General features: G+C 47.6%; 29 protein-coding genes and 1 pseudogene. 17 read left to right on the top strand and 13 right to left on the bottom strand.

Annotated features, from left to right (window positions below; all coding sequences use genetic code 11):
- The first annotated feature begins 76 nt into the window (after positions 1-76).
- Positions 77-970, top strand: coding sequence for an AraC family transcriptional regulator (locus tag EL84_RS13925; protein ID WP_047842083.1), 894 nt, complete (start codon positions 77-79; stop codon positions 968-970).
- 24 nt (positions 971-994) lie between these two features.
- Positions 995-1,519 (top strand): DUF5412 family protein, encoded by a 525-nt coding sequence (locus EL84_RS30840; RefSeq protein ID WP_053061486.1) that lies wholly within the window; start codon positions 995-997, stop codon positions 1,517-1,519.
- Positions 1,520-1,853: 334 nt separating this feature from the next.
- Here EL84_RS30840 and EL84_RS32015 read toward each other — a convergent pair whose 3' ends face one another.
- From EL84_RS32015 to EL84_RS13895, 6 genes are all read right to left on the bottom strand, one after another.
- Positions 1,854-2,003 carry a hypothetical protein gene (locus tag EL84_RS32015; RefSeq protein ID WP_161799430.1) on the bottom strand — a complete coding sequence of 50 codons (150 nt, stop codon included), beginning with the start codon at positions 2,001-2,003 and terminating at the stop codon, positions 1,854-1,856.
- A gap of 147 nt (positions 2,004-2,150) precedes the next feature.
- On the bottom strand, positions 2,151-3,281 hold the full coding sequence (locus tag EL84_RS13915) for a glycosyltransferase family 2 protein (protein ID WP_047842082.1): 1,131 nt from the start codon (positions 3,279-3,281) through the stop codon (positions 2,151-2,153).
- 451 nt (positions 3,282-3,732) lie between these two features.
- Positions 3,733-4,479, bottom strand: coding sequence for a class I SAM-dependent methyltransferase (locus tag EL84_RS13910; protein WP_047842081.1), 747 nt, complete (start codon positions 4,477-4,479; stop codon positions 3,733-3,735).
- The gene (locus EL84_RS13905) at positions 4,466-5,869 is read right to left on the bottom strand and encodes a nucleotide sugar dehydrogenase (protein ID WP_047842080.1); all 1,404 of its coding nucleotides are present in this window, start codon (positions 5,867-5,869) and stop codon (positions 4,466-4,468) included. Before EL84_RS13905 ends, EL84_RS13910 begins: the two co-directional genes overlap by 14 nt.
- A 75-nt stretch (positions 5,870-5,944) precedes the next feature.
- On the bottom strand, positions 5,945-6,934 hold the full coding sequence (locus EL84_RS13900) for an SDR family NAD(P)-dependent oxidoreductase (protein ID WP_047842079.1): 990 nt from the start codon (positions 6,932-6,934) through the stop codon (positions 5,945-5,947).
- Between the two features lie 18 nt (positions 6,935-6,952).
- Positions 6,953-7,642 carry a glycosyltransferase gene (locus tag EL84_RS13895; RefSeq protein WP_047842078.1) on the bottom strand — a complete coding sequence of 230 codons (690 nt, stop codon included), beginning with the start codon at positions 7,640-7,642 and terminating at the stop codon, positions 6,953-6,955.
- A gap of 312 nt (positions 7,643-7,954) precedes the next feature.
- Here EL84_RS13895 and EL84_RS13890 point away from each other — a divergent pair, with 312 nt between their 5' ends.
- Positions 7,955-8,665 (top strand): GT-D fold domain-containing glycosyltransferase, encoded by a 711-nt coding sequence (locus EL84_RS13890; protein WP_047842077.1) that lies wholly within the window; start codon positions 7,955-7,957, stop codon positions 8,663-8,665.
- Positions 8,666-8,882: 217 nt separating this feature from the next.
- On the opposite strand, the gene EL84_RS13885 is transcribed toward EL84_RS13890, so the two are convergent.
- Positions 8,883-9,290 (bottom strand): hypothetical protein, encoded by a 408-nt coding sequence (locus tag EL84_RS13885; protein WP_047842076.1) that lies wholly within the window; start codon positions 9,288-9,290, stop codon positions 8,883-8,885.
- A gap of 189 nt (positions 9,291-9,479) precedes the next feature.
- Between EL84_RS13885 and EL84_RS13880 the strand changes: the two genes are divergently transcribed.
- From EL84_RS13880 to EL84_RS13815, 14 genes and pseudogenes are all read left to right on the top strand, one after another.
- Positions 9,480-10,628 carry an RluA family pseudouridine synthase gene (locus tag EL84_RS13880; protein WP_152683021.1) on the top strand — a complete coding sequence of 383 codons (1,149 nt, stop codon included), beginning with the start codon at positions 9,480-9,482 and terminating at the stop codon, positions 10,626-10,628.
- A gap of 72 nt (positions 10,629-10,700) precedes the next feature.
- Positions 10,701-11,279, top strand: coding sequence for a DUF1273 domain-containing protein (locus tag EL84_RS13875; RefSeq protein ID WP_047842075.1), 579 nt, complete (start codon positions 10,701-10,703; stop codon positions 11,277-11,279).
- A gap of 157 nt (positions 11,280-11,436) precedes the next feature.
- On the top strand, positions 11,437-12,252 hold the full coding sequence (speD, locus tag EL84_RS13870; protein WP_036610662.1) for an adenosylmethionine decarboxylase: 816 nt from the start codon (positions 11,437-11,439) through the stop codon (positions 12,250-12,252).
- 183 nt (positions 12,253-12,435) lie between these two features.
- Positions 12,436-12,846 (top strand): flagellar basal body rod protein FlgB, encoded by a 411-nt coding sequence (gene flgB / locus EL84_RS13865; protein WP_036610664.1) that lies wholly within the window; start codon positions 12,436-12,438, stop codon positions 12,844-12,846.
- Between the two features lie 148 nt (positions 12,847-12,994).
- A pseudogene (locus EL84_RS13860) lies at positions 12,995-13,483 on the top strand (GNAT family N-acetyltransferase); the annotation flags it as partial.
- 159 nt (positions 13,484-13,642) lie between these two features.
- A complete protein-coding gene (locus tag EL84_RS13855; protein WP_036611088.1) occupies positions 13,643-14,095 on the top strand; it encodes an NUDIX domain-containing protein in 453 nt (150 codons plus the stop codon).
- A gap of 18 nt (positions 14,096-14,113) precedes the next feature.
- Positions 14,114-14,977 (top strand): helix-turn-helix transcriptional regulator, encoded by an 864-nt coding sequence (locus EL84_RS13850; protein WP_082219018.1) that lies wholly within the window; start codon positions 14,114-14,116, stop codon positions 14,975-14,977.
- A gap of 69 nt (positions 14,978-15,046) precedes the next feature.
- The gene (locus EL84_RS13845; RefSeq protein ID WP_047842074.1) at positions 15,047-15,574 is read left to right on the top strand and encodes an ankyrin repeat domain-containing protein; all 528 of its coding nucleotides are present in this window, start codon (positions 15,047-15,049) and stop codon (positions 15,572-15,574) included.
- Between the two features lie 436 nt (positions 15,575-16,010).
- Entirely contained in the window at positions 16,011-16,526 is a 516-nt protein-coding gene (locus EL84_RS13840; RefSeq protein ID WP_047842073.1) for a sigma-70 family RNA polymerase sigma factor, read from the top strand.
- Complete coding sequence (locus EL84_RS13835) at positions 16,523-17,842, top strand: DUF4179 domain-containing protein (RefSeq protein WP_047842072.1); 1,320 nt, start codon at positions 16,523-16,525, stop codon at positions 17,840-17,842. Before EL84_RS13840 ends, EL84_RS13835 begins: the two co-directional genes overlap by 4 nt.
- Before the next feature lie 111 nt (positions 17,843-17,953).
- Positions 17,954-18,997, top strand: a complete 1,044-nt coding sequence (locus tag EL84_RS13830; RefSeq protein WP_047842071.1) for a S66 peptidase family protein — start codon at positions 17,954-17,956, stop codon at positions 18,995-18,997.
- A 64-nt stretch (positions 18,998-19,061) separates the two neighbouring features.
- Positions 19,062-19,367, top strand: coding sequence for a hypothetical protein (locus tag EL84_RS13825; RefSeq protein ID WP_047842070.1), 306 nt, complete (start codon positions 19,062-19,064; stop codon positions 19,365-19,367).
- A gap of 235 nt (positions 19,368-19,602) precedes the next feature.
- Positions 19,603-20,364 (top strand): threonine/serine exporter family protein, encoded by a 762-nt coding sequence (locus tag EL84_RS13820; protein WP_047844182.1) that lies wholly within the window; start codon positions 19,603-19,605, stop codon positions 20,362-20,364.
- An 18-nt stretch (positions 20,365-20,382) separates the two neighbouring features.
- Positions 20,383-20,841 carry a threonine/serine exporter family protein gene (locus tag EL84_RS13815; protein ID WP_047842069.1) on the top strand — a complete coding sequence of 153 codons (459 nt, stop codon included), beginning with the start codon at positions 20,383-20,385 and terminating at the stop codon, positions 20,839-20,841.
- Positions 20,842-20,972: 131 nt separating this feature from the next.
- On the opposite strand, the gene EL84_RS13810 is transcribed toward EL84_RS13815, so the two are convergent.
- From EL84_RS13810 to EL84_RS13785, 6 genes are all read right to left on the bottom strand, one after another.
- The gene (locus EL84_RS13810; protein ID WP_047842068.1) at positions 20,973-21,479 is read right to left on the bottom strand and encodes a DUF2569 family protein; all 507 of its coding nucleotides are present in this window, start codon (positions 21,477-21,479) and stop codon (positions 20,973-20,975) included.
- 148 nt (positions 21,480-21,627) lie between these two features.
- Complete coding sequence (locus tag EL84_RS13805; protein ID WP_082219015.1) at positions 21,628-22,581, bottom strand: aminoglycoside phosphotransferase family protein; 954 nt, start codon at positions 22,579-22,581, stop codon at positions 21,628-21,630.
- A gap of 106 nt (positions 22,582-22,687) precedes the next feature.
- On the bottom strand, positions 22,688-23,155 hold the full coding sequence (locus tag EL84_RS13800; RefSeq protein WP_235431531.1) for a DinB family protein: 468 nt from the start codon (positions 23,153-23,155) through the stop codon (positions 22,688-22,690).
- A gap of 176 nt (positions 23,156-23,331) precedes the next feature.
- Positions 23,332-24,273, bottom strand: a complete 942-nt coding sequence (locus EL84_RS13795) for a DUF1963 domain-containing protein (protein ID WP_047842067.1) — start codon at positions 24,271-24,273, stop codon at positions 23,332-23,334.
- Positions 24,274-24,422: 149 nt separating this feature from the next.
- Positions 24,423-25,712, bottom strand: a complete 1,290-nt coding sequence (locus EL84_RS13790; RefSeq protein WP_047842066.1) for an ammonium transporter — start codon at positions 25,710-25,712, stop codon at positions 24,423-24,425.
- Positions 25,709-26,128, bottom strand: a complete 420-nt coding sequence (locus EL84_RS13785; RefSeq protein ID WP_047842065.1) for a hypothetical protein — start codon at positions 26,126-26,128, stop codon at positions 25,709-25,711. The genes EL84_RS13790 and EL84_RS13785 overlap by 4 nt, the downstream gene beginning before the upstream one ends.
- Positions 26,129-26,372 lie beyond the last annotated feature (244 nt).

The raw sequence follows: 26,372 nt of genomic DNA, 5'->3' as shown, positions 1-26,372 counted from the left end.
GGTTATGATATCATCGGTGATAAGGAAAAAATGAACATTTATTGCTGTAAGTACTATTAGAAGTAAGGAGATTGATATGCAACATGATCTGCTAGACACATTGGATAAGCTATTCGACTACATAGAAGACCATATTCAAGACAAATTAACGCTGGATCATCTGGCATCTGTGACTCATATATCCAAATTCCACCTGCATCGCATGTTCAAACATGTCAGCGGACAATTGCCTGGAGAATACATTCGTTCACGCAAATTGGCACGCAGCCTGGAGCAATTGGTGAATCTGAACTGGAAGATTATCGATATCAGCGGACATTACGCTTTTGAACATGAACAATCCTACATACGTGCTTTCAAACAAGCCTTCGGCATTACACCCCTGCAGTATCGCAAACAGGGAGCTGGAAACCTTGAATTCACAGCCCGCATGACTTCGTCCATGATCACAACGCTTCCATATGGATATATTTTCAAACCAACGTATGTACGAAAACCGGCTATGAAACTCATTGGACAGCGATCCCATATTCGGTATGCAGATAATGAAGAGCACTATGAAGCCAATTCAGCAGGCAACGACTTTTTTGAAAAACACTTTCATTCGATTCCTAACGTGCTGCAACCCAACGTATATATTGGATTTACCAATGAAATTAACGAGGATTACAGTACATATCAGCCGTCTGTAGAGGTCACCAGTCTGGATCATATCCCTGAAGAACTGGACGGAATTGAGGTCCCGGCCAACCAGTATGCCGTATTCAAATTTGTCTGTGATTTCCATCCAAGTCTCATCAATATTGATCATCTGGACAGTGTCTGGACATTTATCGATGAATATTGGCAGAGCCATTCGGGGTACGAGAAGAGTGATCCATACTATTTTGAAAGAATTGACGGCAGTCTGGCTCAGGACCACTACGGAGAGTTGGACATTTATATTCCTGCAAAGCAAATTTCACTGTAAGGTGCAAATGGAGGTTCCATGCTTATGGATCAAAATACTCAAGCTAATTCAAGTTCATCCCATACAGATTCTCGCAAACCTTGGATACGTAGACACCCGTTTTTCACCACATTTACATTGTTGATTCTTATACTGTTCGTTGCCGTATTCCTGTATTTCTGGCTCCGTCCATACTTCTCCACATTTGACCGTTCTGAGAAAGGAGAATTAAGCTATTCCATGCCTTCAAGGAATGGTGAGTATACTGCCGAGATTTATGGTGTGCCCTATGGTGGTGCGGCAGGCGGCGTTACAATCTGGATCGATGTTAAGAAGACAAATCCCCCTGAGGACACCACGGTAAAAACGATCTATCGTGCCAAGCACCACGGAAATAACCATCTCGAATGGGAAAGTGAAAACACACTCCGGATTGAAAACTGGAATGAATATACGGATGAAACCATTACCCTCAATATCGATGACGAAATATATGATGGATGGGGCTGGGCTTGCAAAAGCTTACGAATGAAGGACCAGTCTGTGCGATGCCTAGCACCCGAAAAGTAAAATAACTTAACAGCTAATATGATGGCCTTGAACACTCGACGGCTCATCTTGATGAGTAATCCTCACTGCACCGCATGTCAGAAGTCTTACGCGGTGTAAGCCTTGTGAAAATTTCACCAAATGCTACTTTCATTACACCATGTAGGATATACACGCGGTACGAGAAGCGTAAAAAGCCCCGCTACCGACTCTTTCGGTTAAGCGGGGCTACGCTTGTTCTACATGTTATCGTGTAATTACTTATACTTCATTGTGATCTAATATGCTTGTTTATTAACAACTTCGTAGCTATGGAACTTTAAATATATGGCAGCACATAACTTATCTATCACATCTATTCTACCTCTTCTGCTTCTGCTTCTGCTTCTGCTTCTGCTTCTGCTTCTGCTTCTGCTTCTGCTTCTGCTTCTGCTTCTGCTTCTGCTTCTGCTTCTGCTTCTGCTTCTGCTTCTGCTCGCAATTGTGCCTTACACTCTATCTCCACTCAACCCTTATTTTCACTGATCCGCCCTATCGCATCCTACCAGCAACGGATTAGTTTTTGTGTTATTTCACTTCTACTTCAATCTATTTTCTCTATCTCTACTCCCGCTTCAAACCCTTCTGTCCTCATCTGTCCCAGTTCGTCTCCCTACTTACGCGGTGACACTTCACCACGTTCTTCCCGCTCCTTCATCTCCTTGCGTACCACCACTTCGAGCTTCTGCCGATTGGCAAGCAACCCGGGATCGTTGGGCAAGTACTCACGGGCTTTGGTGTTATGCATGAGTGCCTGCTCCCAGTTGCCCAGATGGGCATAACAAAGGGATAAACGAGCATGTGGCAGCCATGTACGGCAAGCCATAGGCACCGGGCGCAGGCCCGGATCGCGGCTGCTCACGTCCACCGCCTGCATATACCAGTAGATCGCCGAAACGGGTTCCTGCCGCTCATGGAAACAGGCCGCAATGGCACAGCAGAAATCGGCATGTGGCAGATCATACTGGAATGACTGCAGCAATGCTCCGAGCTTACGGCCCGGCTCACCCAGTCGTTCATAACATTCCGCCAGCCGCGCGCAGGCAATCAGGCGATCCTCGCGGTAACCACTTGGCTGCTCCAGCAGCTTCACATACCCGCGTGCCGCCGCCGCATAACGCTGGCGGTCATAACATTCGCCTGCATAATAAAACAGCAGGCGACCTTGGGCTACGCCCTCTTCGGCGATCCATTTGCGCAGAATGCGCACGTTTCGCGCCGAATGATGTCCCGCTTCGCGGCGATGCGTGACGGCAATATCTGCCGTAATGACCTCGCCCCGCGGGAAGCTGAGCTGCTCGTGCAGCCGGCCATGCCAGCGGCACCCGGCATCCCGCTTGACCAGGCGAAGGCGTCGGTCCGTCACAAGTGGACTTCCCTCCGCTCTCTCGGCCAGCGTGTAGTTCAAGATCACAGCTTCCGTCTTCCCACCGGACGGAAGCTGCTGCTTCAACACCTCCAGCTTCGCCCGTTCCGCGGGCAGCAGCACATCATCCGCATCCAGCCACAGGATATACTCCTGCGTGGCCTTGGCGAATGATTCATTCCGCGCTGCGGCAAAGTCTTCCTTCCATTCATACGTGTAGACCTGGTCGGTATACTGCGCAGCGATGTCCATCGTGCGATCCGATGAACCGGTATCCACAATGACGATCTCGTCCGCGATGCCGGCAACCGAGTCCAGACAGCGCGCCAGCGTGCGTTCCTCGTTCTTCACAATCATGCACAGACTGATGGTGATCACGTTTTGAGCCCCTTCCTGTCGTACGCGTATTGCGAAATGTCATAACGGGTTTGTTCTTTCATTGACCAGGTACTGGTACTAAGCCACTCCAATTTTCTCTTCAAACTTACGATTAACTTGTAAACCAAGAATCAGTGCTACCACTACAAGAGGCTGCTTTCACACTCATTCTCCCAAATCTCAAAGTTCAATAAAGAATTCATTTCATTTTCACTGTGGCTAACGAACTGAGCTGACGCTATTTGGTGCATTTCAGCCACTTGAAAAATGTAACGAATCTGAGACCCGTTATTATCGCATTTTAGGCAACCATTCGTCGTTTATCGCAGCTTTCAGATGAAATAGCGCCGCTGAGATTCGTTACATTTCTCATCTCGTCTAATTCATCAAAATAAGACGTGTGAGATTCGTTAGAATACCCCTGCCCTTGCCACTGTCCCTACCTTCACCGCTACCCTTCCCCACTCTCCTGACGACGAAGTCGTTTCACCTGCTCCACTGCACTGTCCAATGCCTTCTTGCGCTGTTTCATTACGCGGAGGTGCTGATGTTCCACCTCGGCAAAATGGACATGATCCAGCTCCATCCACTCCATCAGTTGATCCAAAGTTGGCGACATATGCAGTTGTGTACTCCGCCGTTTGCGGGCCACGCAACATAGATATTTATGATGAACTTCCAGTTTCAAGACTTCGAAATACGGCATTAGGGTCATCGCCAGACTTCCCGCATAGAAAGTCTGCTTGTGGTCATAGAACGGGTGATACCCATACGGCACGGTTACCACTAGCGTCCCATCTTCTTGCAACAGCCGATAAATCTGGATCAACAACGTCTCCGGATGAGCAAAATGCTCCAGTACTTCTCCAAGCAGCACAGTATCAAAGGTAGTCCTTACTTTCCATTGCGTAATATCCAGCATTCTAAAATCCACATTGTTCCTAACTGGCCTAGACTCTTTGGCAAGCTCAGCTTGCGCATATCGAACACTTTCTTCTTCCAGATCAATCCCTGTCACACGAAATCCTTCACGTGCCAGCAGAATGGATGTAATGCCCTGACTGCACCCGACATCCAGAATGCGTCTGCCTGTCGCCTCACGGCACATCCAGTGGATACGCGTTCTCGTCGCTTCATGAGAATCTTCCGAATTAATCTCGCCATAATAGCGTTCACTCACTCGATCATGATTGGCCATAGGTTTCTCCCGTTTTCACCCGATGAACCGGCTGACCCAGCACCACAATATTTCCCCCGAGGCATCCGGCCGTTGCATTGCGTGTATCAAAAATCAGCTTTGCATGACCTGCCATCTCCTGATAATTGAATGCCGAATGATCCGTGGTGATGATCACCAGATCAGCTCCTGTCCATAATTCTGGCACCGCTGGACAAGAGTGCAGCACTGTACCATCATCCTTACGGAAGACAGGCACCATTGGATCGGTGAAAACCACATCTGCACCCGCTGCGCTTAGCAGCCGAAAAACGTCCAATGCTGGCGATTCGCGCAAGTCGTCAATATCTTTTTTATAAGCCATACCCGCCAGTACAACACGTGCTCCCCGCACAGATACACCATTCTGCTCCAGCAGCTCCGCGGCACGCTTCACCACTCTCTCTGGCATTTGCCGATTAGTTGCATCCGCCAGCTGGATGAAATGCAGCTCCGATCCCTGACGGTTTGCAGCCCAGGACAGATAGATCGGATCGATTGGGATACAGTGCCCTCCGATGCCGGGACCGGGATAGAATGGCATATAACCAAACGGCTTGGTTGCCGCCGCATTCAGTACTTCCCAGATGTTTACCCCCATCTGTTCACAGGCCGGGGTCAGCTCATTCACGAGTGCAATATTGACACTACGAAATGTATTTTCGAACAGCTTTGCTGTCTCCGCTACCGTTGTTGAACTTACCGGAACAACTTCGTTGAGGAACGAGCCGTAGAACTGTTTACCATAATTCAGACAAGCGGGTGTGGAGCCGCCAATAATCTTCGGGGTATTTTTCACACCATAATGCACACTGCCCGGATCTACCCGCTCTGGAGAATAACAGACGTAGAACTGTTCTCCAGCTCGCCAGCCGTTTGCCGCTTCAATCGGTTGTTTTACACGTTCCTCCGTTGTGCCCGGATAGGTCGTGCTTTCCAATATAACCAGGCTGCCTTCCTGCAAATACGGAGTCATGCCATCCACCGCGGCCGAGATATACGAGATATCCGGTTGATGCTCGGCAGTCAGCGGAGTGGGCACACAGATTACAATGACATTTGCCTGTACCACCGCTGCATAATCGGTGCTTGCCGTGAATAATCCAGCCTGCATAAGCGACTGCACAACATCATCTTCTATACCTATGACATACGAATTCCCGGCTTTCAGCTTGGCTACCTTGGAAGTATCGATGTCAATCCCGTGGACTTGATAACCGGCCTGTGCTATCTCTACAGCCATGGGTAAACCAACATAGCCTAGACCAATGACAACAGCTTTTAGGGAGCGGTCATTAATATGTTGTATTAGGGTACGTTGCTGTAACTCTTCATTACCTTCGTGCTGGTTGTGCTGATGATTTTCTTCCATTCCTACCACCTCCAAACGCTCCGCCTCCCCTCGGTGGGTGTGTCTGAAAACTCCGAACGAGTTTTGAGATACACCCTAATCGATATAGCCACCTTCACGCAAAAACCGGGCAATCGCTGGTTTGTTCATCATGGCACTGTCCGAGCGATACTCGGAGAAGTTCACACGTGGCAGACTGCTGTACTGATCCGTCAGGCTCTTGTCCTTGTGCTCCGGCAGGATGACATAATACTGCGCATCATATTGATACGTACGCGGCGCTTCATAGGGCGAGATCAGGACTTCATGCAATTTCTCGCCTGGACGTATTCCCGTCACCTTATAATCGAAGGATGGACGACCTGCCTGTTCCAACATGACGGATGCAAGTTCCGTCATCTTGCAAGCTTTCATTTTCATCACAAAAGTCTCTCCGCCCACGGCCGCCTCAGCCGCCTTAAGCAGTAAATGTATAGCTTCGGTACGCGTCAGGAAAAAACGGGTCATGCCTTTGTCTGTAATGGTCGGGCTTTTGCCTTCATCGATCTGACGCCGGAACAAGGGCACAACACTGCCGCTGGTTCCAAGCACATTGCCCCCGCGGATGCAGACAAACTGGGTACCTTCACTTAGCCAGTTGGCACGGATCATCATTTTTTCACCCAAAGCCTTTGTCATGCCATATACGTTAATCGGATCTACCGCCTTATCGGTGGACACATCGATGACTTTGGCAACCTGCATACGTATCGCAGCCCGAATAATATTCTGCGTCCCGATTACATTGGTCTTGAACGCTTCATCTGGCTGGTCTTCGCAGACCGGAACATGCTTCAGCGCAGCCAGATGGAAGAGCACATCCACACCTCTGCATGCATCTTCCACTGCCCGATAATCGCGGATATCCCCAATGATGAATCGCAGACGCGGATCATGGTTGAACTCTCGCTGCATCGCAATCTGGGCGTATTCATTACGTGACAGAAGGCGAATCTCAGCCGGGTCCTGCTCCAGCAGTACCTCAGTCAGCTTTTGACCCCAGGAGCCCGTGCCTCCAGTGATCAGAATCGTTTGTCCTTGAATCATGGATGAATCCCTCCCTGATCAGATCATGAATTCGCGTAGTACCTGTGCCATCTCATCCCGGCTTAACCGGTCTTTGGGCGGTACCTTTTTGGTTGAAGTATTGCTCGAATGCACGATGTTGACATAATTGCGCGGAGCAAGCAGCTCGTGCGGCAGTTCAATGACATTGCCATGTGTACCTCTGCCCGGGAGCTTGACCCGGTATCCTGCTGCGTATTCGGCTGTCTTATATAAGTAGACATAGAACTGTGGAGAACGGTGAAACGCTGGGGCCATCTCGTTATTCACACTGTCCCACAGATATCCGTTCTGGTTAATCAGTGCCATCGTCTGCAGCTGTGGTTGAATATCGTAGAGTTGTTGAACAAAGGTTTTATGGTATAAATCATCCGAATCCAGACGAGCAATATAGAGTTGCTCTGTACCTTTGGCAAACTCCAAAATGGCACGTACACTCTCCATATTGGTTCCAAAACGAATATTGGAAGGAAGCGGCTCCTGACCCGCCAGAATCTCCTGCATTAATTCCCCGGATTCCTTGGACAACTTCACCACTGTGAGGAAATCCTGATTCGTCTGCGCCTTCAGGCAATGCAATGTGAACGTGCGGAAAATGCTCATCCGACGTTCCAGCCATTCCCGCGTTAATCGCTGCGGGTCCATCCCGTAATTATTAAAGTTAATCTCAATCACAACTTTCCTGGACATAACATTCCTCCTCATGAACGCTGCAAGTTCCGTTTGTCGGATACAGACTGTTTTCATAGTTTTGATGCCGTCTTCCTACGAAAATCATCTTCTATCTATCTGATCGCTTACAAGCGACATCTCGCTTGTGAATCCAGCACTCTATATCGTATGAAACGTTGATAGAAGCGGTACCGACAGATGTACTAACTTTCATATAAATAGATTGATATTCAACCAAGGATGGCGCCCTTTGGGTCGAACGTACATATCGTTACGGTAGTCGCAACATAGAATAGAACAGTTCAATTTTCAAAGGAGGCAACCCATCAAATGAATTCGATCTATCTTGAAATGGAAGGTGTGCTTGATCAGCTCGAAGCGGCACTTCTGGAACACCGACCGCTGTCTCTTGTAAGAGTCGGTGATGGCGAGAATATCGTCATGTCTCAAGAAACCGTATGGCCCATGGAACAGGTCCTTCAGGAGCGTTGGGCCAAGAAAGCCAACCTAGGGCAAAAGGGACTTCGTCTTCCCAACCCGAAACTACGGGATGAAGTCGCCGCTTCCTTGCAACGTGCCGATATCGTGGGCATTCTTCCTCGTGGTGACAGCACCATCAATGCTCCCGATTATCTTAAAAGACCCCTGACCGACATGGTATTTGCACACTTTGGCATCTCTCCTCCGATGACTTGTCATGCCTGTGTCAATCGGGAACTGGCGCAGAATCCGCGTTTCTGGCAGATGCTTGCAGGCAAGCGTGTGTTACTCGTTACTCGTGAGATTGAGGCTCTGCGTGTCATGCTTGAACGTGAGCCGTATAATCTAAACATTGTGACTGCCCTGCCCTTCGACAGCTATGATCAAATGGATGAAACGCTGCATTGGATTCAGAATAATCAACATACCTTCGATGTCGCTCTCTTCTCCTGTGGCGTCAACGCGGTTATCCTTGCGGAGCGAACAGCTGCACTCGCAGGCAAAGTTGCCATCGACTTTGGCAAAGCCAACAACATCATTCTGAAAGGCCGTGCCAACTGATCCACACGGGCACTTCCTTCAGATGAGTGAGCTACATTGAAATGTACAGATGCTTGTACGGCAAGAAACCCCCGACTTCTTGAGCCGGGGGTTTCTTGCTGAGCGCTAGTCGAAACCTATCGTTGCATTGTCTTGCGTTTCTGGGGTATGAAGCGAACTCTGCCGTCAACAGAAGTGATGACGAAGCACTCTGCCTGTTATATTTCGCCTTTCACTACTAACCGGTGGCTGCAATACCGTATAACATCTCCGGCCCGGTTCTTACTGCTGTGGACACGCCCGAGATGAACGAAGTATACACACTTTCCAATGCTGGTGGTGCAGACAGATCCTGAGCAGTGAACGAATGAAATTCGGCACCGCCATTCTGTCCAATCGTACCTTCAGCACGGTAGATCACATAGAAAGGATCATATAGGAATCCCCGTACTAGCTCCACAACAAAGGTATCTCCCAGTTCTCCCGTAACACCTACTGTCCCGTTCAACGTAATAATGGGGTTCACCACACCTTGGGTCTGAAGACCAATTGCGCCGAATGCTTCCGGGGATGAACTTAGAGATAAACCGGGCTGTCCTACGGTTGCCGAGTTCATCGAAGTTCTCATATCGAGAAACACGCCCATGAGTAACACCTCCAATGCTATGGGATAACATATCCTATGAATCTCACAACTCTTCGGATTGGATGTATAGCAGATTCCATGAACCTATTTTTATTTGTCGACTGTTAGTGGTATATTGAACTGCATAACGAAATGAACGGATCGTATGCACACAAGCGGTACAGGCTGTTCAGAAGGAGATTATTATTCATGAATAAACGCAAACGTCCAACAGGCAAAACATCGGCCTCGGCCAAGGGAAAAACATACGCAGGTACATCTACAGCACGTTCCGGCAAGTCCAACTTCTCATCTGCCAAAACATCAGGTGCTTCCGCATCACGCAATACGGAGGAGAATAAGAAGCCAATAGCCGCGAAATCATCGGGTGCACCCAAGAAAGCTGGAGGTAACAAACCCAAAAATGCCAGCGCATCCAAACGACCAGGCAATTCCTACTATCGCAAGCAGGAACCACCACGCCAGTACAAAGTAACCGAACCGGACGAACTGTTGAACTTCCTGTTGCAGCATCTGAAATCAGGACGGAACGCGGTGAAGTCCATTCTCGGTCGTGGACAGGTATCCGTGGATCAGAAGGTCGTAACCAAGTTTAATGAGGCGCTGACGCCAGGTCAGATTGTATATATTAGAAAAGAAGGTGCAGTCGCTGCTCCGTCCTTGACGGGTATTAACATTTTGCATGAAGACGATGATATCATTGTGATCCGCAAGGAAGCCGGACTGTTGTCCATCGCCGCTGACAAGACGGATGACCTGACGGCTTATCGCCAACTGACAGAGCATGTACGCCGCACGAATCCGCTCAACCGGATCTTTGTTGTACATCGTCTGGATCGGGATACGTCAGGTGTCATGATGTTTGCCAAAAGTGAAGAGGTACAGCAGAAGCTGCAAAACAACTGGAAAGAAAATGTGCAGGACCGCGTCTACGTTGCCCTTGTTGAAGGTTCAGTAGCCAAAGAAGAAGGCACCATCTCTTCCTGGCTGAAGGAAACCAAAACGCTGAAAATGTATTCCAGCTCTCGTCCGAATGATGGACAACATGCCATCACACATTACAAACGTCTGAAGTCGAACCGTGAGTTCTCCTTGCTGGAAGTGCGTCTGGAGACAGGGCGTAAAAATCAGATTCGTGTGCATATGGAAGATCTCGGACATCCGATTGCCGGTGACAGAAAATACGGTGCACGCACAAGAGACCTTGGCCGTCTCGGACTTCATGCACGTATACTCTCGTTTATCCATCCCACAACGGATGAGTTAATGTCATTTGAAACGGATATTCCAAAGCCATTCCTGTATCCGTTCCGTGCAGAAACTCCACCTGCGAAATAACTGCACCTCTAATGTGTGCATATATAGAAAATTCACTAATCGATTGATCATGCCTGAAAGGAGGAACGGACACTGAAAAACCTGTTAATCACCGGTTACCGGGCACATGAATTGCAGATTTTTGGACAGAAACATGAAGGTATTCCTTTTATCAAAAAAGCCATCTCCTCCCGCCTCACTCCCCTTGTCGAAGAAGGTTTGGAATGGGTGCTGACGCCGGGACAATACGGTGTGGATCTGTGGGCCTGCGAAGTAGTGATTAATCTGAAGAAGACGTATCCACATCTGAAACTGTCGATCATCACTGCCTTTCAGAACCCTGAGGAGCAATGGAAAGAAGACAAGCAGGAGTATTACCGTTCCATCCTCTCGGGTGTGGACTATTACGGTGCGATTAGCAATCAACCTTATATCGGGCCGTGGCAGTTCACTGCACGGGATGACCTGTTGCTGCGTAAAAGTGACGGTCTTCTGCTCGTCTATGACGAAGATGCCGGTGAAGGCAGTCCCCGTTTTGTGAAGGAAAAAGCCGTGAAGAAACAGCAGAACGAGGACTATACAATCATCAGTGTCACTTCAGAGGATATCCAATCAGTAGCTGAGGATGAGCGCATGAATGATATTGCAGATTTCGACGATTCTTCATTCTGAAAAAATGTAGATCATCTGAAGTCCATTCATGCATAGCTTTCTTCAGAGAGGAATCGTATTTTGAATGACGTACATATGTTTTTTTTCGAGGCAGGTTGGGTATAAGTAGTATTATAACTGCGATGATATGTCGTATGGGATAAGGGGAACTGCAACCATGACAATTACGCCAGAGCAGCGCATTCAACTGCATGGATTTAACAACCTGACCAAGTCGCTCAGCTTTAATATGTACGATATTTGTTATACCAAAACCAAAGACGAACGCGAAGCTTACATTGAATATATTGATGAACAGTATAACGCTGCCCGGCTGAGCAAAATTCTGAACAACGTCTCTGACATCATCGGAGCCCACGTTCTTAATGTTGCCCAGCAGGATTACGTGCCTCAAGGTGCGAGTGTGACGATGCTCGTTTCGGAAGGCCCGATTGTGGAAATCCCCGAGGAATCACTTGATGAATCTCCCGGCCCTCTGCCCGATAACGTCGTTATGCAGCTGGATAAAAGCCATATCACGGTGCACACCTACCCTGAATTTCATCCTAGTGAAGGTATCAGTACCTTCCGCGCGGATATTGATGTCTCCACCTGTGGTGAGATCTCACCGCTTAAGGCACTGAATTATCTGATCCACTCCTTTGATACGGACATTATGACGATGGATTACCGGGTACGTGGTTTCACGCGGGATACGAGCGGACGCAAGCTGTTCATTGACCATGAGATCGGCTCGATTCAGAATTATATTCCGGATGAGATCAAGAGCAGCTTTGACATGATTGACGTGAACGTCTATCAGGAGAACATTTTTCATACCAAGTGTAAACTGAGGGAATTTGATCTCGACAATTATCTGTTTGGATATACCAAGGATAAGCTGAGCAAGAAGGAACAACAGGAGATTACAGAATGGCTGAAGCTGGAGATGGACGAGATCTATTACGGCAAAAATATTAATCGTCCCTCTTAAAGAGGTTGTTTAACGCTGATCCATTAGGGCAAAATCTAAGACAAGATTTCATGAAGGCAGGGTTCTTCTTTTCGGGGGACCTCCGGCATGTGCTTGTCTTTTTCTTTGTTATGTTGACAGTGCGCAACTTTATTTCTTATTATAGAAGTAACTGTACAATCTACAGTGAAGGAGACTGAGCCCGTGATCGAAACGAATACGACAAGACGTAACGAATCACTGTTACAAGCGCTTACTGCACAACACAATGCCATTACCAATAACATTGCCAATGCAGACACGCCCAACTACAAAAAGAAAACGGTAGAGTTTCAGGAAGAGCTGAGACGTATCGTTGAAAATGGCAAAACAGATCAGCTCGCCATGAAGCGGACTCATGACAAACACTTTCCTATCAGTGATCCCAATTCTTCCATCGTACAGTACCGAATTGTCGAGAACAACGAAACAGCCATGAACAATAACAACAATAACGTTGACATTGACAAGGAAATGGCTAATCTTTCGGAGAATCAGCTCATGTATAACTACATGGTTGATCGGGTCAGTGGACATTACAAAAAAATGAAGAATTTATTGAATGATCTGAAATAATGAATGTACAAGCAGCCCGAAATGGCTGCTTTTTTTTGTTGTTTTTCCCTGAGTGTAGCTCGTTTGGTGCCATTTTTCGGTATCCTCTCCTGTTCGTAGTATAATGGGGAGAAACGATTGATTTCATATCGAACAAAAGAGGTGCAACATGTCTCCACGTCATTTAAATGGTTTTCAAGGTTCCAAAGTCAGATTAGCGGCCCCATGCCCGGAAGATTGCATGCGTCTCTCCCGCTTCACAGATGATTATGAATATTTGCGCAACATGGATACCGATATCGCGATCCCGTTAACGCCGGATGAAACGGGTTCTTCGTCTGTCCGCCGAGACAACGGATTTGAATTTGCATTACGTACACTGGAGGGTAACCGATTCATTGGATTCACAGCCCTCTACCGAATTGAATGGAACAATCGGTCGGCTCGTCTGGCCATTGGTATCGGCGAAGAAAATGATCGGGGTAAAGGTTACGGAAGCGACGCTCTGGCTCTGATTCTTCGATATGGCTTCCACGAATTGAACCTGAACCGGATTGCACTGGAAGTCATTGAATACAATGAAGCCGCGAGACGTGCGTACCTAAAAGCCGGATTCCGGGAAGAGGGTCGCCAGCGTTCAGCAGTTTTGCGGGATGGCATGCATTATGACCTGATCTCAATGAGTATTCTTGCTGAAGAATGGTCCGCACAGGCTGGGCTTCCCTTGTCATTCCAGTCTACTCGTACTCCTGAATCTGGGGATATGGTAGCGGGTGGTTTTTCACAACGTAATGGGAACGAACAAGCTGCGCTGTCAATGTCGGAATTAAGTTCTGTTCCAAAAGGTGAATCTGAAATTTCACCTCGCATCGGCGTAGGTGCGGTCATCCTGAATGAACGGGGCGAAGTGCTTCTCGCCTGGCGGAATCGTCAGCCTGAACAGCATACTTGGAGTATTCCCGGCGGGAAAGTCGATCCCTATGAATCACTCGAAACTGCCGTCATCCGTGAAATCAAGGAGGAAGTGAATCTGGATATCGCCATTGACAGTCTGCTCTGCACGGCGGAGACGATCCAGCCACAACAGAAGGAACATTGGATATCCGTGCTCTATTCCACCAAGGTGATTGGCGGTCATGCTCGTAATCTGGAAGAAGGCGGAGCCATCGGTGAGATCGGCTGGTTCCCATTGAATGATTTGCCCTCTCCACTCGCCTGCTTTGCCGTGCCTGGGCTGGAAGCTGTGAAGAAGCTGTATAACCAGAATTAAGCTTGGAGGTGCTTGCAAGTGTTGGAGATTCCTCTTCCTCGACCTGTACCCTTCATTCTGCATGAATCGAGTTCCCAATTCGATTGGAAAGGCAGCGGCTCGTTATCACTGAAAACATTCCGTAACGGAAAAACGCTCTATGAAGCGGGACGCGGTCACTTCGCAGTCAATAATGAGAACTATCTGCTTCTGAATGAGGCTCAGGAATATAGTCTTCACATTGATTCATCTACTCCAGTTGAATCCTTCTGTATCTTCTTCCCTCCCGGTTATGTGGAAGAGATCGGTCGGAATCTAATTATCAGTGATCTTCGGCTACTTGATGAGCCGTATAGTTATTCACCCTCAAGCAAGATGGAATGGGTAGAACGTACATACGCGATGGATAATCGGCTTGGCGCAGCCCTGAATCATTTGCGGAATTTGTACAGTCAAGACACGCTGGATTCCTGGGCAATAGCGGAACAGCTTCATCAGCTTGCTGTTCACATGCTGGATCTACACCGTAACGTTCAGCAAGAGATCAACGAACTGGATATGATCAGACGTTCAACCCGAGAAGAGTTGTACCGAAGAGTCTATATCGGGCATGAGTATATCTCCGCCTATTATGATCAGCCGTTAACGCTAGAACAGACAGCATCGGCTGCACAACTATCCGTGAATCATTTTCTACGCAGTTATAAAAAGTTGTTTGGTACTTCACCCCATCGTTATCTGACTGAATGTAGACTATTGGCTGCGAAGCGGCTTTTGCTATATTCGGACAGGTCTGTCACCACTATCTGTTATGATGTGGGCTTCGAAAGCCTCGGTTCGTTCAGTTCATTATTCACTAGACGCTTCCATAGCTCTCCTTCCCAGCTGCGGGCAAAAAGGTGATTATGAAGAAGAACCTCTGAAGAGGAACATCTATAATTACATTATCTCATCAGATGGAGGTATTCCTTTATGAATCATGCAGAACAGATGAATCAACTATTTCAGGCTGCACAGTCTGGAGATGTGGCCAACCTGCAATTATTGCTCGCTTCTCACCCGGAACTCACCAATACTGAAAATCAGGATGGGTTAACTCCGCTGGGATATGCCTCTCATTATGGACAAGCAGAAGTAGTTCGTCTCCTTCTGGAGCATGGAGCAGATGTTAACAACCTTTCTCATTCCAAGATTTCCTTTATCCCGTCCAATACTGCACTACATGCAGCGCTTGCGGGAGAACGTTCGCCAGAAGTTATCCAACTTTTGCTCGAATATGGGGCATCCACGGGTATTCTGGACAGCGATGGACAATATGCGTTGCACTCCGCAGCATTTCATACGGATCAGATCGAACTTATCGAGATGTTACTTCAGCATGGAGCTGATCCAAAAGCGCTAAACTCAGCGGGCCAAACCGCTCTGGATATTTCACTTGAACGTGGTAACACGTCTACAGCTTCATGTCTGCGAGCAGCCGTTACAGCGCATCAGCAATAATGATTAGATAACGTGAGTAATACGCGAATAACCGTCAAGACTCTTTTTGGAGTACAAAGAGAAGGTCTGACGGTTATTTGTTGTTCGATTACATACCTCTATCGAGAGGCTATATAAGTTGAGCTAAAGAATATTTACACTTGCCACTCCGATGACAGAACAACCTTCCGATCGCTGTTATCCCCAGATTTTTTAATTCACTTTTACAAAGGTGAAAATCTGGCGATAAAGGCGAAGTGTATGCTTCCGAAGGAGCTTTCTTTCAGAAAGCTTTTAGCTCCGCTTCTTCACGTTATTTCTGTCCTCTACGTTCTCATGTAAATACTTCGTTCAACTTCTATAGAAATCCCGATACATTATATTTTTTTAGAAAATAAGAACCGTTTGGAGCCTTACGCGGTCTAATACTCAACATATCCATGAAAGGAGGAGCCATGTGACCCCTCTTCAGCTCACCATCGCCGCACAAAAAGGGGATGCCGAGGCTTTTGCAGCCTTAATGGAATTACATCAGAGTCAACTGTACCGTATCGCCTATGCCTACCTGCATAACGAAGGTGATGCGCTCGAAGCGATTCAGGAATCAACGTTCAGGGCCTTCCATAAACTCAAAAAATTAAAAGAGCCCTCCTACTTTGGCACTTGGCTCATCCGCATTCTGCTCAACTACTGTGCGGACGAACGCAAACGCAAAAGTCGGTTCAGTCCCGTCACCGAGATTCATGAATCCAGCAGCTGGGATCGTCCTGCGGACCCCGATCTTGCTGCTGCCGTATCCACCCTTGACCGGGATTGCAAACAGATTATTATCCTGAGTTATTTCGAAGGTTTCTCCTTAACTGAAGTTGCCGATATTCTCGAAATCCCGACCGGAACCGTAAAATCCCGATTACATCGGGCACTCGGACAGCTCCGTGATCAACTTGAAACGAAGGGAGATGTATCCTCATGACGGATGAACAAAACTCATTCGACACATTGGAAGAACGTCTGAATGCTCGAAAGACGGAGTACGAAACAATGCCTGTGCCCGATTCCGCCGCCTATCAGGCTGTGCAGTCCGGAATCCGCCAGGCTGCCCGTAAGCGAAAGTCCCGGCTGCGCTGGTACATGAGTTCCATCTCGGCAGCGGCCTTCATCCTGCTGTTTACCGGATGTATCCGTGTCTCTCCCGCTTTTGCATCCTTCGTGGAGCAATTGCCCGGAATGGAGGGCATTGTGAGTATGATTCGCCAGGACAAAGGATTAATGATGGCCATCGATAAGTCCCTCTTACAGCAGGTCGGTGTCACCGACGAGCATGATGGTGCTTCCTTGACCGTTGAAGGCATTATCACAGACGAGTCACGTATGGTTATTTTTTACACGATGAAAGGTATGAAAGATCCGGAGAAGGGTGGATATGATATCGATTTGCTGGATGAAAACGGTAAAGATCTTCCGGTTGGATTTAGTTATTCCTCTCCTAAGCCGGCTTCAGAAAGTGGCGTTTACGAGGACAAAATCGATGTCTCATTCACAGAATCTTTACCGCCACAAGAGCTGACCGTTGTATTTAAGGAACGAGGTAAGGAACCGAATAATAAGTGGAAGGTCACCTTCCCCGTGGATCACAGCTTAACAAAAGGCATGAAAAAAATCATTCCCGTAAACCAAACAATGACCGTGGACGGGCAGCGTATCCATGTGAAACAGGCCGTTCTGTATCCCACTCGTCTTGTACTTGATATCGAATATGATCGGAACAACACCAAAAAAATCTTTGGCATTCGTGATCTGCACTTGGTAGATGAGCAAGGCCGAGCATGGAGAACCGATTCATCTTCCATCGGAGGCTCTGGAAGTTCCGTCTTTTTCGAAAGCATGTACTTCTCCACTCCGAAAAAACTGACTTTGCAAGGGTCTGGCCTTTCAGCGGTTGATATGGATGAACTGGTTATCAGCATCGATCCCTCTTCAGGTGAAATACAAGGCGGCCCATCGAGTTTGAAATTGCTGCAAAGCACGGTCCAGGGCAAAAATCTGATCCTCGAGTTTTCAATTGCAGATGCTCAAAATGCTACTTCAGGGCTATCATTTACCAACATTGAGGACAGTAAAGGAAACCCTTTCGACATTAATGAAGTAAGCTGGAGCCCTTCCGTCTTTGAAGCAAGAGTTGTCATTAAAGATGGAGCCGCAGCCAAAGGAAATCTGACAATGGAAATATTCTCTTACCCTGATCAAATTCGTGCACCGTTCTCTATTGAAATTCCTGTGACTCCCTAAAGAAAATGTAACAGCCATAATTGCAAGCCACACGACGTATTCATGCACTATAATGAAAATATTAAACAGCTGCATTAAATCGATATGTTCACAGGAAAGGGTGTTTCCACAATGAATAATCGTTCTATCCGTTATCCGCAACCACTCGCGCAAGGGGACATGATCGGTGTGGCAGCACCCTCCAGCGGTGTTGGCGAATCCCTGCACCATTATCTTGAGGAGAGCAAACGCAATATGGAGCGCCTTGGTTTTGGCGTGCTGGAAAGCCCATCGCTCCGCCACAACACCAAATGTGTGAGTGCCTCCAAAGAGGAACGCGCCGAAGAGATGAATGAATTTTTCCACAATCCAAATATTCAAGCCATTATCCCTCCATGGGGCGGGGAATTTCTGATGGATATCCTCCCCCTGCTGGATTGGGAAGCTTTGAAAACATTACCGCCCAAATGGGTCATGGGATATTCGGATATCAGTACGTTCCTGTTCGCCTATACCCTGATCACTGGAACAGCATCCGCACATGGCACCAATTATGTTGATCTAAGATCAAACGCCCTCGATCCCGTGACTGCGCGCTGGATTGATGTGTTACAGACCAAATACGGCGGACAGATCAAACAATCGTCTTCCACACATTATCAATCGGCATGGAAACCGGAATCTCCTGGTTTTAACCTGGATACACCTTCGCGCTGGAAACAGCTCGGCCACTTGGAAGATGCAGATACCGCTGTGTCGTTCTCCGGTCGGCTGATCGGTGGCTGTATGGATACGATCACTAGTCTGATTGGTACGCCGTATGCACCCGTCCAATCGTATTTGGATCAGTACTGTGCAGATGAAGGAACGATCTGGTATCTGGAAAGCTGTGAAATGAATGCGGGGGATATCTACCGTCATCTGTGGCAGATGAGACAGGCCGGCTGGTTTGCTGGTGTGAAAGGTTTCATGTTTGGCCGACCTGCGGGTTATTCCGATACAGCGGATTTTAATTTCACCGATGCCCTATCCTCTGCACTTGGGGGTCTGGATGTCCCTGTACTGTTCGATGTGGATCTCGGCCATGTTCCACCCCAGCTCACCTTTGTGAATGGAGCATTAGGCAAAGTCGCTTATGAAAATGGACGCGGGAGCCTTGAGATGGCGTTTGTGTAATCACCTTTTATAGGCAGATGCATACCTTGAAGTAAGAACTTATTTTGAGGAAGGGTTGTGCATCATGTCTGAATCCACATCCACACCATCCACACGTGTCGTGTATCAAGCCAATCAACCGATGCTTCAATCCGTGCAAAGTGTGCGGAATATGCTTCATCATACAGCCCGGCAGCATGTAGGCAAGAAGGTACAAGTCCAGAATATCGATGGGCAAGTGTGGGAAGGTGTCATCATCAGTGCAGACCGGGGAATTTTGTATCTCCAGGTTACCCCGATGCATGGATATCCTGAACCGCGCGCCTTGTTTGGACCAACGATTTTGCCGCTTGTGCTGTATGAATTGTTGGTTATCACACTGTTGATGTAGTGGTATTGTACTTCTATATCCGAACCTGTTCCAAGAAGCTTCGCTCCTGAGATCTTCAAGTCTTGGGAACGAGGCTTTTTTATCGTCTTGGCGATGGTGCGGTATGATTCCTTGCGAGCGTGTGAAATATGATACAATGGTGTCGCACCACCCCATATCTCATATGAAACGGAGCTTGATCCGGTTGGAATACATACGTCATGATTCATCACCCGTATCACAAGCCGAGACGGGTATGATTGGCAGCAATCCTACTGAACAATCACGCGTGATTGCAATCTGTCTGCTCGCAGGCAAAATCATGCTGCAAAGCGGTGGTGAAACCTACCGTGTGGAAGATACGATGAAACGTATGGCAGCTGCGCTGGGTTTACCCCATTCGCACAGTTACGTTGTTCCGACAGGCATCTTCTTCTCTGTTGATGCAACCGAACCTGCCAAGCTGATTCGTATCTCCGAGCGTACGACGGATCTGGACAAGGTGTCCGAGGTGAATGCGGTCTCCCGCCGTATCGGGCAAGGTGAGCTATCCGCTCAGGAAGCCCACGATCTGTTGGTACAGATCGAAGGCAAGCCCTCCTCCTATTCAACGACTGTGCAGCTTACGGCCGCAGCGTTATCCAGTGGTTGTTTTACCATTATGTTTGGCGGGGGCTGGAGCGACTTTTTTCCGGCGCTAATCTGCGGTGGTATAGGTTATGCTGCCGTTATTGCCTTTCACCGGTTAGTGCGGGTCAAATTCTTTGCCGAGCTTACGGCATCCTTTGTTATTGGCTTACTCGCTTTTCTCCTCATCTACATGGGAGTAGGTCATGAACGGGACAAAATTATTATTGGTTCGGTTATGCCGCTGGTTCCGGGGCTACTGATTACCAATGCTGTACGCGACCTGATGGCCGGACATCTCGTATCCGGATTATCCAAGGGAGCCGAGGCATTTCTGACTGCTTTTGCCATAGGTACTGGCATTGCAGTTGTATTTTCACTTTTTATGTAAGACGGAGGAATGCAGGATATGCTCCATTTTATTGAACAAGCCTTGACCAGTTTTGTCGCTTCAGCCGCGTTTGGGATCATATTCAACGCACCACGGCGCATGTTGCTCCACGGTGGATTTGTCGGCATGATCGGCTGGATCATCTATATCGTGCTTGAATATGCAGCGGATGCGGTTCCTGCTACACTTGCAGCGACCATAGCGGTAGGTGTCATCAGCCAGGTATTCTCTCGCATGTTTCGCGCACCCGTCATCATCTTTAGCGTCGCAGGCATCATTCCTCTCGTTCCTGGTGGACTGGCGTATAATGCGATGCGAAGTTTTGTGCAAAATGACTACAGTGCCGCTATGGAGATGGCCGCCAAGGCACTCATGTTATCTGGCGCTATTGCCGTAGGCCTGGTGTTATCCGAGGTATTAAACCAGATGATACGCCGAATTCCCGCCTCACTGCGGACAAAATCATCATCGAAATAATCGTTCTTTTCACATATTCAGCACACGTAAGGCCCGTTAGGCATACAGGATGAAATCTTGTATACTAACGGGCCTTACGTATCGCTTTTTATAGAGCATTATAAAGCAGTGAGACAATCAAAGAAGTCTATTTACTTCACAAACGTATTTTTCACACGTACCGACTTTAGGAAGTATGGAATGAAGATACAGCACGTCAGAATGGATCGTACGATCAACTGAAAAGCCGGAGTTGCATCAAGCACATGCTGTTCTCTTGGGATTTCATTGCGCGCAATCAGAATCCACGTCACGATGCTTATGATCACATTCATCAGGTACATCACCATCATCATACGCGGAAACTGTCTCTTCCGTTTATATAAAAGAATGAGATTCACGATAACGATCATCAATAGAATGGTACTGCTTATGAAACCAAACCACAGGAGTGGACGGATCATATCCGTGTAAATCTGAGGATCGACACCACGGTCTACTTCCCATCTGGCAGGGTCCATGATGACATTCACCTGCGATACATCCGAAATGAGGAACACCAACGCAAGCCAAAGACTGATCTGGATTAAAATAAGCCATCCGCCCAATCCGGAGATACCAGGCAGCTCTCCATCCGAGTTCATGTATCTATTGTTCATTTCATCCTCCTCATACCGAATATTAAACGTCTCCAGTAATAACCGATTGTGCCTAAGTTTCACTTCGCTGCCTGGCCTTAAATATAATCTTCTGATCCGGGTATACCTTAGCATAATCTGTTGGCTATGCTTTTCCTTCCCCAATTCCCTACCTGTTCAGAGTATACCACCGAGGGATCAAACTGCGAAAATCATCATGATCTTCACGGACACGTTCGATCTTGGTCATCATCTCATGTGTCTCTTCCGGCTTCACCTGCTGAATCCACACCACAGAAGACACCAGCGCCATAGCCATATACAGTGAATACAATCTCCAGAATAACTCATTCGGTTCATTGCCATCGAAATAGCCCTGAATCTGACCTATGGAATATGGAATACTGATCTCCGAAGCAAACAAACCCAGCTTCAAAAATTCATGAATGGGATCCCCTTGATCATAACGATTAAAATCAATCACTCCTGCGAGTTTATCCTGCTTAACGACAAGATTGCTCGGGTGGAAGTCATCATGCTGAAATCCATCTGGACGATTTTTCATCCAACCGAGATGGTCTGCAATAAACGTTAGAATGGCCTGATCCTCCTTCATCACGATCGGGCACTGTTTATAGCGCTCTACGTAACGTTGATGCTTCGTGCTCTTGCGTATGTACCATGATTCGGTCTGTTCCTCCATCGGCAACTTGTGAATCAGTTGTAGCTGCGCTCCTGCTTCAAAGCCAACCGCCCACTGTTGCTGTTCATTCAGTTGAGGCAGTCTCTCGGAAGCATCTTCGCCTTCAATGTAGCTAAGAATCATATATCCGTTCTTCTCATCCAATCTACCTGTGCCCAACGTTGCTGGACACAGTACACCTAATTGTTGCATGCTCTTCAAACATTGATATTCCCTTTGCTTCATCGATTCCTCAGCAACATCATATACCCTCACCAACACATGGCCTTGGCCAGGGACAAACATTTTGAATTTAGCATCCGCTGAATACCCCTTCATAACGGGTTCAATCCGTGTAGCCTGATCAAGTTCAGGAATCTGTTTTAACCTGTCAATCAACGTATTGTCCATCGGTGCATTCCATGTATTATGTCGTTCCATACCAGAATCCTCCGTTATTTCACGTATAACGTGTAGTATCGTCGGTTTATTCCCACTTTAACCCATGATGTTTCCTATAACATGCTTATATGTATTCTATTTGTTTTTATTTAAAAAGTACTGACTCGGGTTCTTTGCCCGTCAGGGTCAGCATCGTATACAATTGTCCTCTGTGATGATATACATGCCCCATAATCTCAAGCAACCACTCCAGACGACTATAGGAAGCTCCCCAGTACGAATCCGTCACATGTAATAACTCTTCCGTGTTAAACTGCCTGTAACGTTGGTATAGATACATCTGGTTATCAATCAAAGCCTGCTTGATCTCACAGAGCGAATGCACCTGATTCTCTGCATAGAATTGAGCCATCTCTTCCTCCGATGCACCTTCGGAAATATAAACATCCGCTCGGCAGATCACAGACAGATGGGCTAGTAATTCTCCAACAGGTCGTTTACCTTCAATTGGAGTCAAAGCCAAATCTTCTTCCGACAACTGATCACATATATCGATTAAAGATGTTACAGCCACGTCAATATGTTTAAACGCAGATTGAATCAACAGACACACTTCCTTTTTATCCCATTATACAGAACATATGATCGGTTATCAACCAAGATATCCCTCCCTAATATATAAACAAGCTATATACCAAATCTAACAATCTACGAACAAAAAAAGTCCTTCCTCCTTCTTATAGACGGGATTCAGGACATTTTGTTGCCTATATGAGTTCAAATCTTTGCTCAACTTGAGTATAACGAACAATACGTATGCTCGAATCGTCCAGCCTCCAAGTCAGACTTGCGAATGAAAAATTGCAGTTCCCCGCAATCCCACCATTGGAAACCAATAGCATCATGGGTATCTATCTTCAGCAGCAGCAACGTATCGGATAGTTCCTGCCATGTCCGATCCTCGTCACCGCCGTAATGTTTGGTCAGCTTCTTCTCACACTCCTGCTCACTATAATCGTACTCTTCTCCCAGTGCGATCTGTAACAAGGCACGATGCTCGGCATCCGGATGCTGCCCGTCAGGATATCCAAACATACCACCCCAATTCAGCGTACTTGGATGATTCCAACTCGACTCAAATTCAAGGTAACGGTCATACAGACTCACTTCCGCTTCGGCCTCATCGTTCTCAAGCCTCGGCGGCGAGAGCTCATTCAGCGCGTTGGCGTCAATATATGCATATGTAGGAAACTCAAGATTAGGCAGCACAGTCACCGAATGTGCAACAAACGGTGCTCCATCCAGCGCGGTATCACCCTCAGGTTCTCGCCTTATCAGGTTATGAGAACTCGGCTCAAAAATCACATGATGTTCAATGGGACATGCAGATTCATCCTTGCCAATGAAAAAGTATAACATTCCACGTTCAGGCAAAGTCCCGCGCCCATCATTCGGCGTATACGGCGACAAATCCACCAAGTTCAGTTGGGCCAGGAAAGTCATTGGAACTCCTTCTTGTGTTACGGGCCATTCCATGCGACTTGGCAAATCCGGATGTCCACCCACACGTGAGTTTCCTGTTCTGCGATATTCGTCCAGTGTGGATACATCGAGGCGAATTCCCCAGCGGCTTGAGGACAACAGCAGATCGGCAGCAACTCCCAAACCATATTCCTCAAGTGTTTTACGGGCTTTTCTGGTCAGACGTTCACATTGTTCTGGCTTAATCATATAGATCCTCCCCTTTTGACAATACACCTATGCTGAGACATATTCAGGTTCACACCTGTATATTCTTCTGCCCGGACGTCTTTCCCTGCTTCTAGCAAAAAAAGAGACTGACATCCCCTGTCAGTCTACTTCTTTATCCTATATTCCATTTAACGATTTGGATCAGAAGACTTTTCCTGGTAAGCGCGCATATGCTCCTCACCGTCCAGGAATTCATGGGCCTGATGGGCTGCCATCACACCATGGTAGCTGATATCCAGACCCAGATCTTCCTCTTCTTCTGTCGAACGTACAGGCACAATTTTGCCAATCAACTTTAACCCGATCCAGGTCATGGCGAATCCCCAGATGACCAGGGCTGTAAGGCCAAGTGCCTGAACACCCAGCAACCTCCAGCCGCCGCCCATAAATAATCCACCATCCGTGGCAAACAGACCTACAGCAATCGTGCCCCACATTCCTGATGCAGCATGCACCGGGAAAGCACCAACCGGATCATCAATCTGCCGACGGTCCAGCCAGTTAGTGGCAGCCATCATCAACAAGCCAGATACTGCCCCAATGAATATCGCTGCTACATCACCAACAAAGGCACAGCCTGCCGTAATACCGACCAGTCCCGCAAGCGAACCGTTAATGACCGAGGGTGCATCTGAACGATTGAAGCGGAATAACGTATACAACAGCGTAACCGCACCACCCGAAGCCGCAGATAACATCGTGACAATCGCAATGTGACCAATTCTTACATCCGTCGCGCTGAGTGTACTACCCGCATTGAAGCCAAACCAGCCGAACCATAACAGAAATGCACCTACAGATGCCAGTGGCAGATTGCTCGGGAGTGCAATGGCACTTACGCCAAGTGGTGTGTACTTCCCTTTACGTGGACCAATGATAATCGCAGCGGCCAATGCCGAGAATCCGCCGAGTGCATGGATGACAGCCGAACCGGCAAAGTCCTGCATCCCCAGCTGACTAAGCCAGCCGCCGCCCCATGCCCAGTGTCCACCAATTGGATAGATGACCGCCGTCATCAATATGATATACAACAGGTAGGCACGGAAGTTGATGCGCTCGGCTACCGCTCCTGAAACGATGGAAATAACGGCAATGGTAAAGGCCGCCTGGAACAACCAGAATGTCTCCAGAGATACCGGTACGTCCAGGTGAGACAAATCCCCATTCAGGAAAAATCCCGTTACTCCCGCAAAACCGCCAACGTCCGAACCATACATCAGTCCAAAACCGATCGCATAGAACAGTAACGTCCCAATCGTAATGTCAGCAAAAACCTTCATAATAATGTTCACACTATTTTTATAACGCACAAAGCCAGCCTCGAGCAGGGCGAATCCACCCTCCATCAATAAAATCATCGCTGCACTCAGTACGACCCAGACCGTATCAATCCCGGTGCTTAACGTCTCCAAAGTCATGCTTGTACATCCTCCGTTTCACTAAGCTGTCTGAGCTCACGGATTGTATCGGGCGCAAGCTCAATCTCGTCCCGCTCAATGCTGTCCGGATGCTTAATTCGTTCTGCGATCTGATCCAATTCACGGATGCGTCTGCGAATCTGTTCCATCTTGCGAAAACGTTCCTTCACCTGCACCATATACTCCACCGCCTGATGATGGGATGCTGGACGTCCCGCAAACCATTTGCGTACGGGCGACAACGATTGATAAGCAACCTCTTCCGCTCGACGCTTTTGTTCGAACTGTTCGATCTTTTTCTTGAGCGTTTCGATCTCATTTTCTTTTTTGACCTTCAGCCGTTCGATAAGGTACAATAAATCGGACGATGATATTTGCAATGCTGTATGGTGATACACCTCGTCGATTACTAACATATCATGTCAGGACTCCTTACATATCAAGTTACTTGTACCGATTATAGTTTGCCGGGGTCTGCCCGTCAATCTTTTTTTGGACTTGGAATGGATTTAAATGAACCGTTCATGGAGAACGGCTTTTTTTATTTGCCACGAATTACATCTAACAAAGGATAATGTTGCCCAGGTTCGCATTCACTCTTTCCATTCTCAATGCTTATAGAATAAGCATCCACATTTGGGGTAATGAACATACACAGAC

It is taken from the genome of Paenibacillus sp. VT-400, from assembly GCF_001029205.1.
GTDB lineage: Bacteria > Bacillota > Bacilli > Paenibacillales > Paenibacillaceae > Paenibacillus > Paenibacillus amylolyticus.
The sequence above is the reverse complement of the archived record's forward strand: the minus strand, read 5'-3'. Positions and strand labels throughout refer to the sequence as shown.

What these genes read in the sequence shown, in the direction of transcription:
- EL84_RS13925 (WP_047842083.1), top strand. Translation starts at nt 77, where the DNA reads ATGCAACATGATCTGCTAGACACATTGGATAAGCTATTCGACTACATA.
- EL84_RS30840 (WP_053061486.1), top strand. Translation starts at nt 995, where the DNA reads ATGGATCAAAATACTCAAGCTAATTCAAGTTCATCCCATACAGATTCT.
- EL84_RS13910 (WP_047842081.1), bottom strand. Translation starts at nt 4,479, where the DNA reads ATGGCCAATCATGATCGAGTGAGTGAACGCTATTATGGCGAGATTAAT.
- EL84_RS13905 (WP_047842080.1), bottom strand. Translation starts at nt 5,869, where the DNA reads ATGGAAGAAAATCATCAGCACAACCAGCACGAAGGTAATGAAGAGTTA.
- EL84_RS13900 (WP_047842079.1), bottom strand. Translation starts at nt 6,934, where the DNA reads ATGATTCAAGGACAAACGATTCTGATCACTGGAGGCACGGGCTCCTGG.
- EL84_RS13895 (WP_047842078.1), bottom strand. Translation starts at nt 7,642, where the DNA reads ATGTCCAGGAAAGTTGTGATTGAGATTAACTTTAATAATTACGGGATG.
- EL84_RS13890 (WP_047842077.1), top strand. Translation starts at nt 7,955, where the DNA reads ATGAATTCGATCTATCTTGAAATGGAAGGTGTGCTTGATCAGCTCGAA.
- EL84_RS13885 (WP_047842076.1), bottom strand. Translation starts at nt 9,290, where the DNA reads ATGGGCGTGTTTCTCGATATGAGAACTTCGATGAACTCGGCAACCGTA.
- EL84_RS13880 (WP_152683021.1), top strand. Translation starts at nt 9,480, where the DNA reads ATGAATAAACGCAAACGTCCAACAGGCAAAACATCGGCCTCGGCCAAG.
- speD (WP_036610662.1), top strand. Translation starts at nt 11,437, where the DNA reads ATGACAATTACGCCAGAGCAGCGCATTCAACTGCATGGATTTAACAAC.
- EL84_RS13855 (WP_036611088.1), top strand. Translation starts at nt 13,643, where the DNA reads ATGTCGGAATTAAGTTCTGTTCCAAAAGGTGAATCTGAAATTTCACCT.
- EL84_RS13845 (WP_047842074.1), top strand. Translation starts at nt 15,047, where the DNA reads ATGAATCATGCAGAACAGATGAATCAACTATTTCAGGCTGCACAGTCT.
- EL84_RS13835 (WP_047842072.1), top strand. Translation starts at nt 16,523, where the DNA reads ATGACGGATGAACAAAACTCATTCGACACATTGGAAGAACGTCTGAAT.
- EL84_RS13830 (WP_047842071.1), top strand. Translation starts at nt 17,954, where the DNA reads ATGAATAATCGTTCTATCCGTTATCCGCAACCACTCGCGCAAGGGGAC.
- EL84_RS13825 (WP_047842070.1), top strand. Translation starts at nt 19,062, where the DNA reads ATGTCTGAATCCACATCCACACCATCCACACGTGTCGTGTATCAAGCC.
- EL84_RS13820 (WP_047844182.1), top strand. Translation starts at nt 19,603, where the DNA reads ATGATTGGCAGCAATCCTACTGAACAATCACGCGTGATTGCAATCTGT.
- EL84_RS13815 (WP_047842069.1), top strand. Translation starts at nt 20,383, where the DNA reads ATGCTCCATTTTATTGAACAAGCCTTGACCAGTTTTGTCGCTTCAGCC.
- EL84_RS13810 (WP_047842068.1), bottom strand. Translation starts at nt 21,479, where the DNA reads ATGAACAATAGATACATGAACTCGGATGGAGAGCTGCCTGGTATCTCC.
- EL84_RS13805 (WP_082219015.1), bottom strand. Translation starts at nt 22,581, where the DNA reads ATGGAACGACATAATACATGGAATGCACCGATGGACAATACGTTGATT.
- EL84_RS13795 (WP_047842067.1), bottom strand. Translation starts at nt 24,273, where the DNA reads ATGATTAAGCCAGAACAATGTGAACGTCTGACCAGAAAAGCCCGTAAA.
- EL84_RS13790 (WP_047842066.1), bottom strand. Translation starts at nt 25,712, where the DNA reads ATGACTTTGGAGACGTTAAGCACCGGGATTGATACGGTCTGGGTCGTA.
- EL84_RS13785 (WP_047842065.1), bottom strand. Translation starts at nt 26,128, where the DNA reads ATGTTAGTAATCGACGAGGTGTATCACCATACAGCATTGCAAATATCA.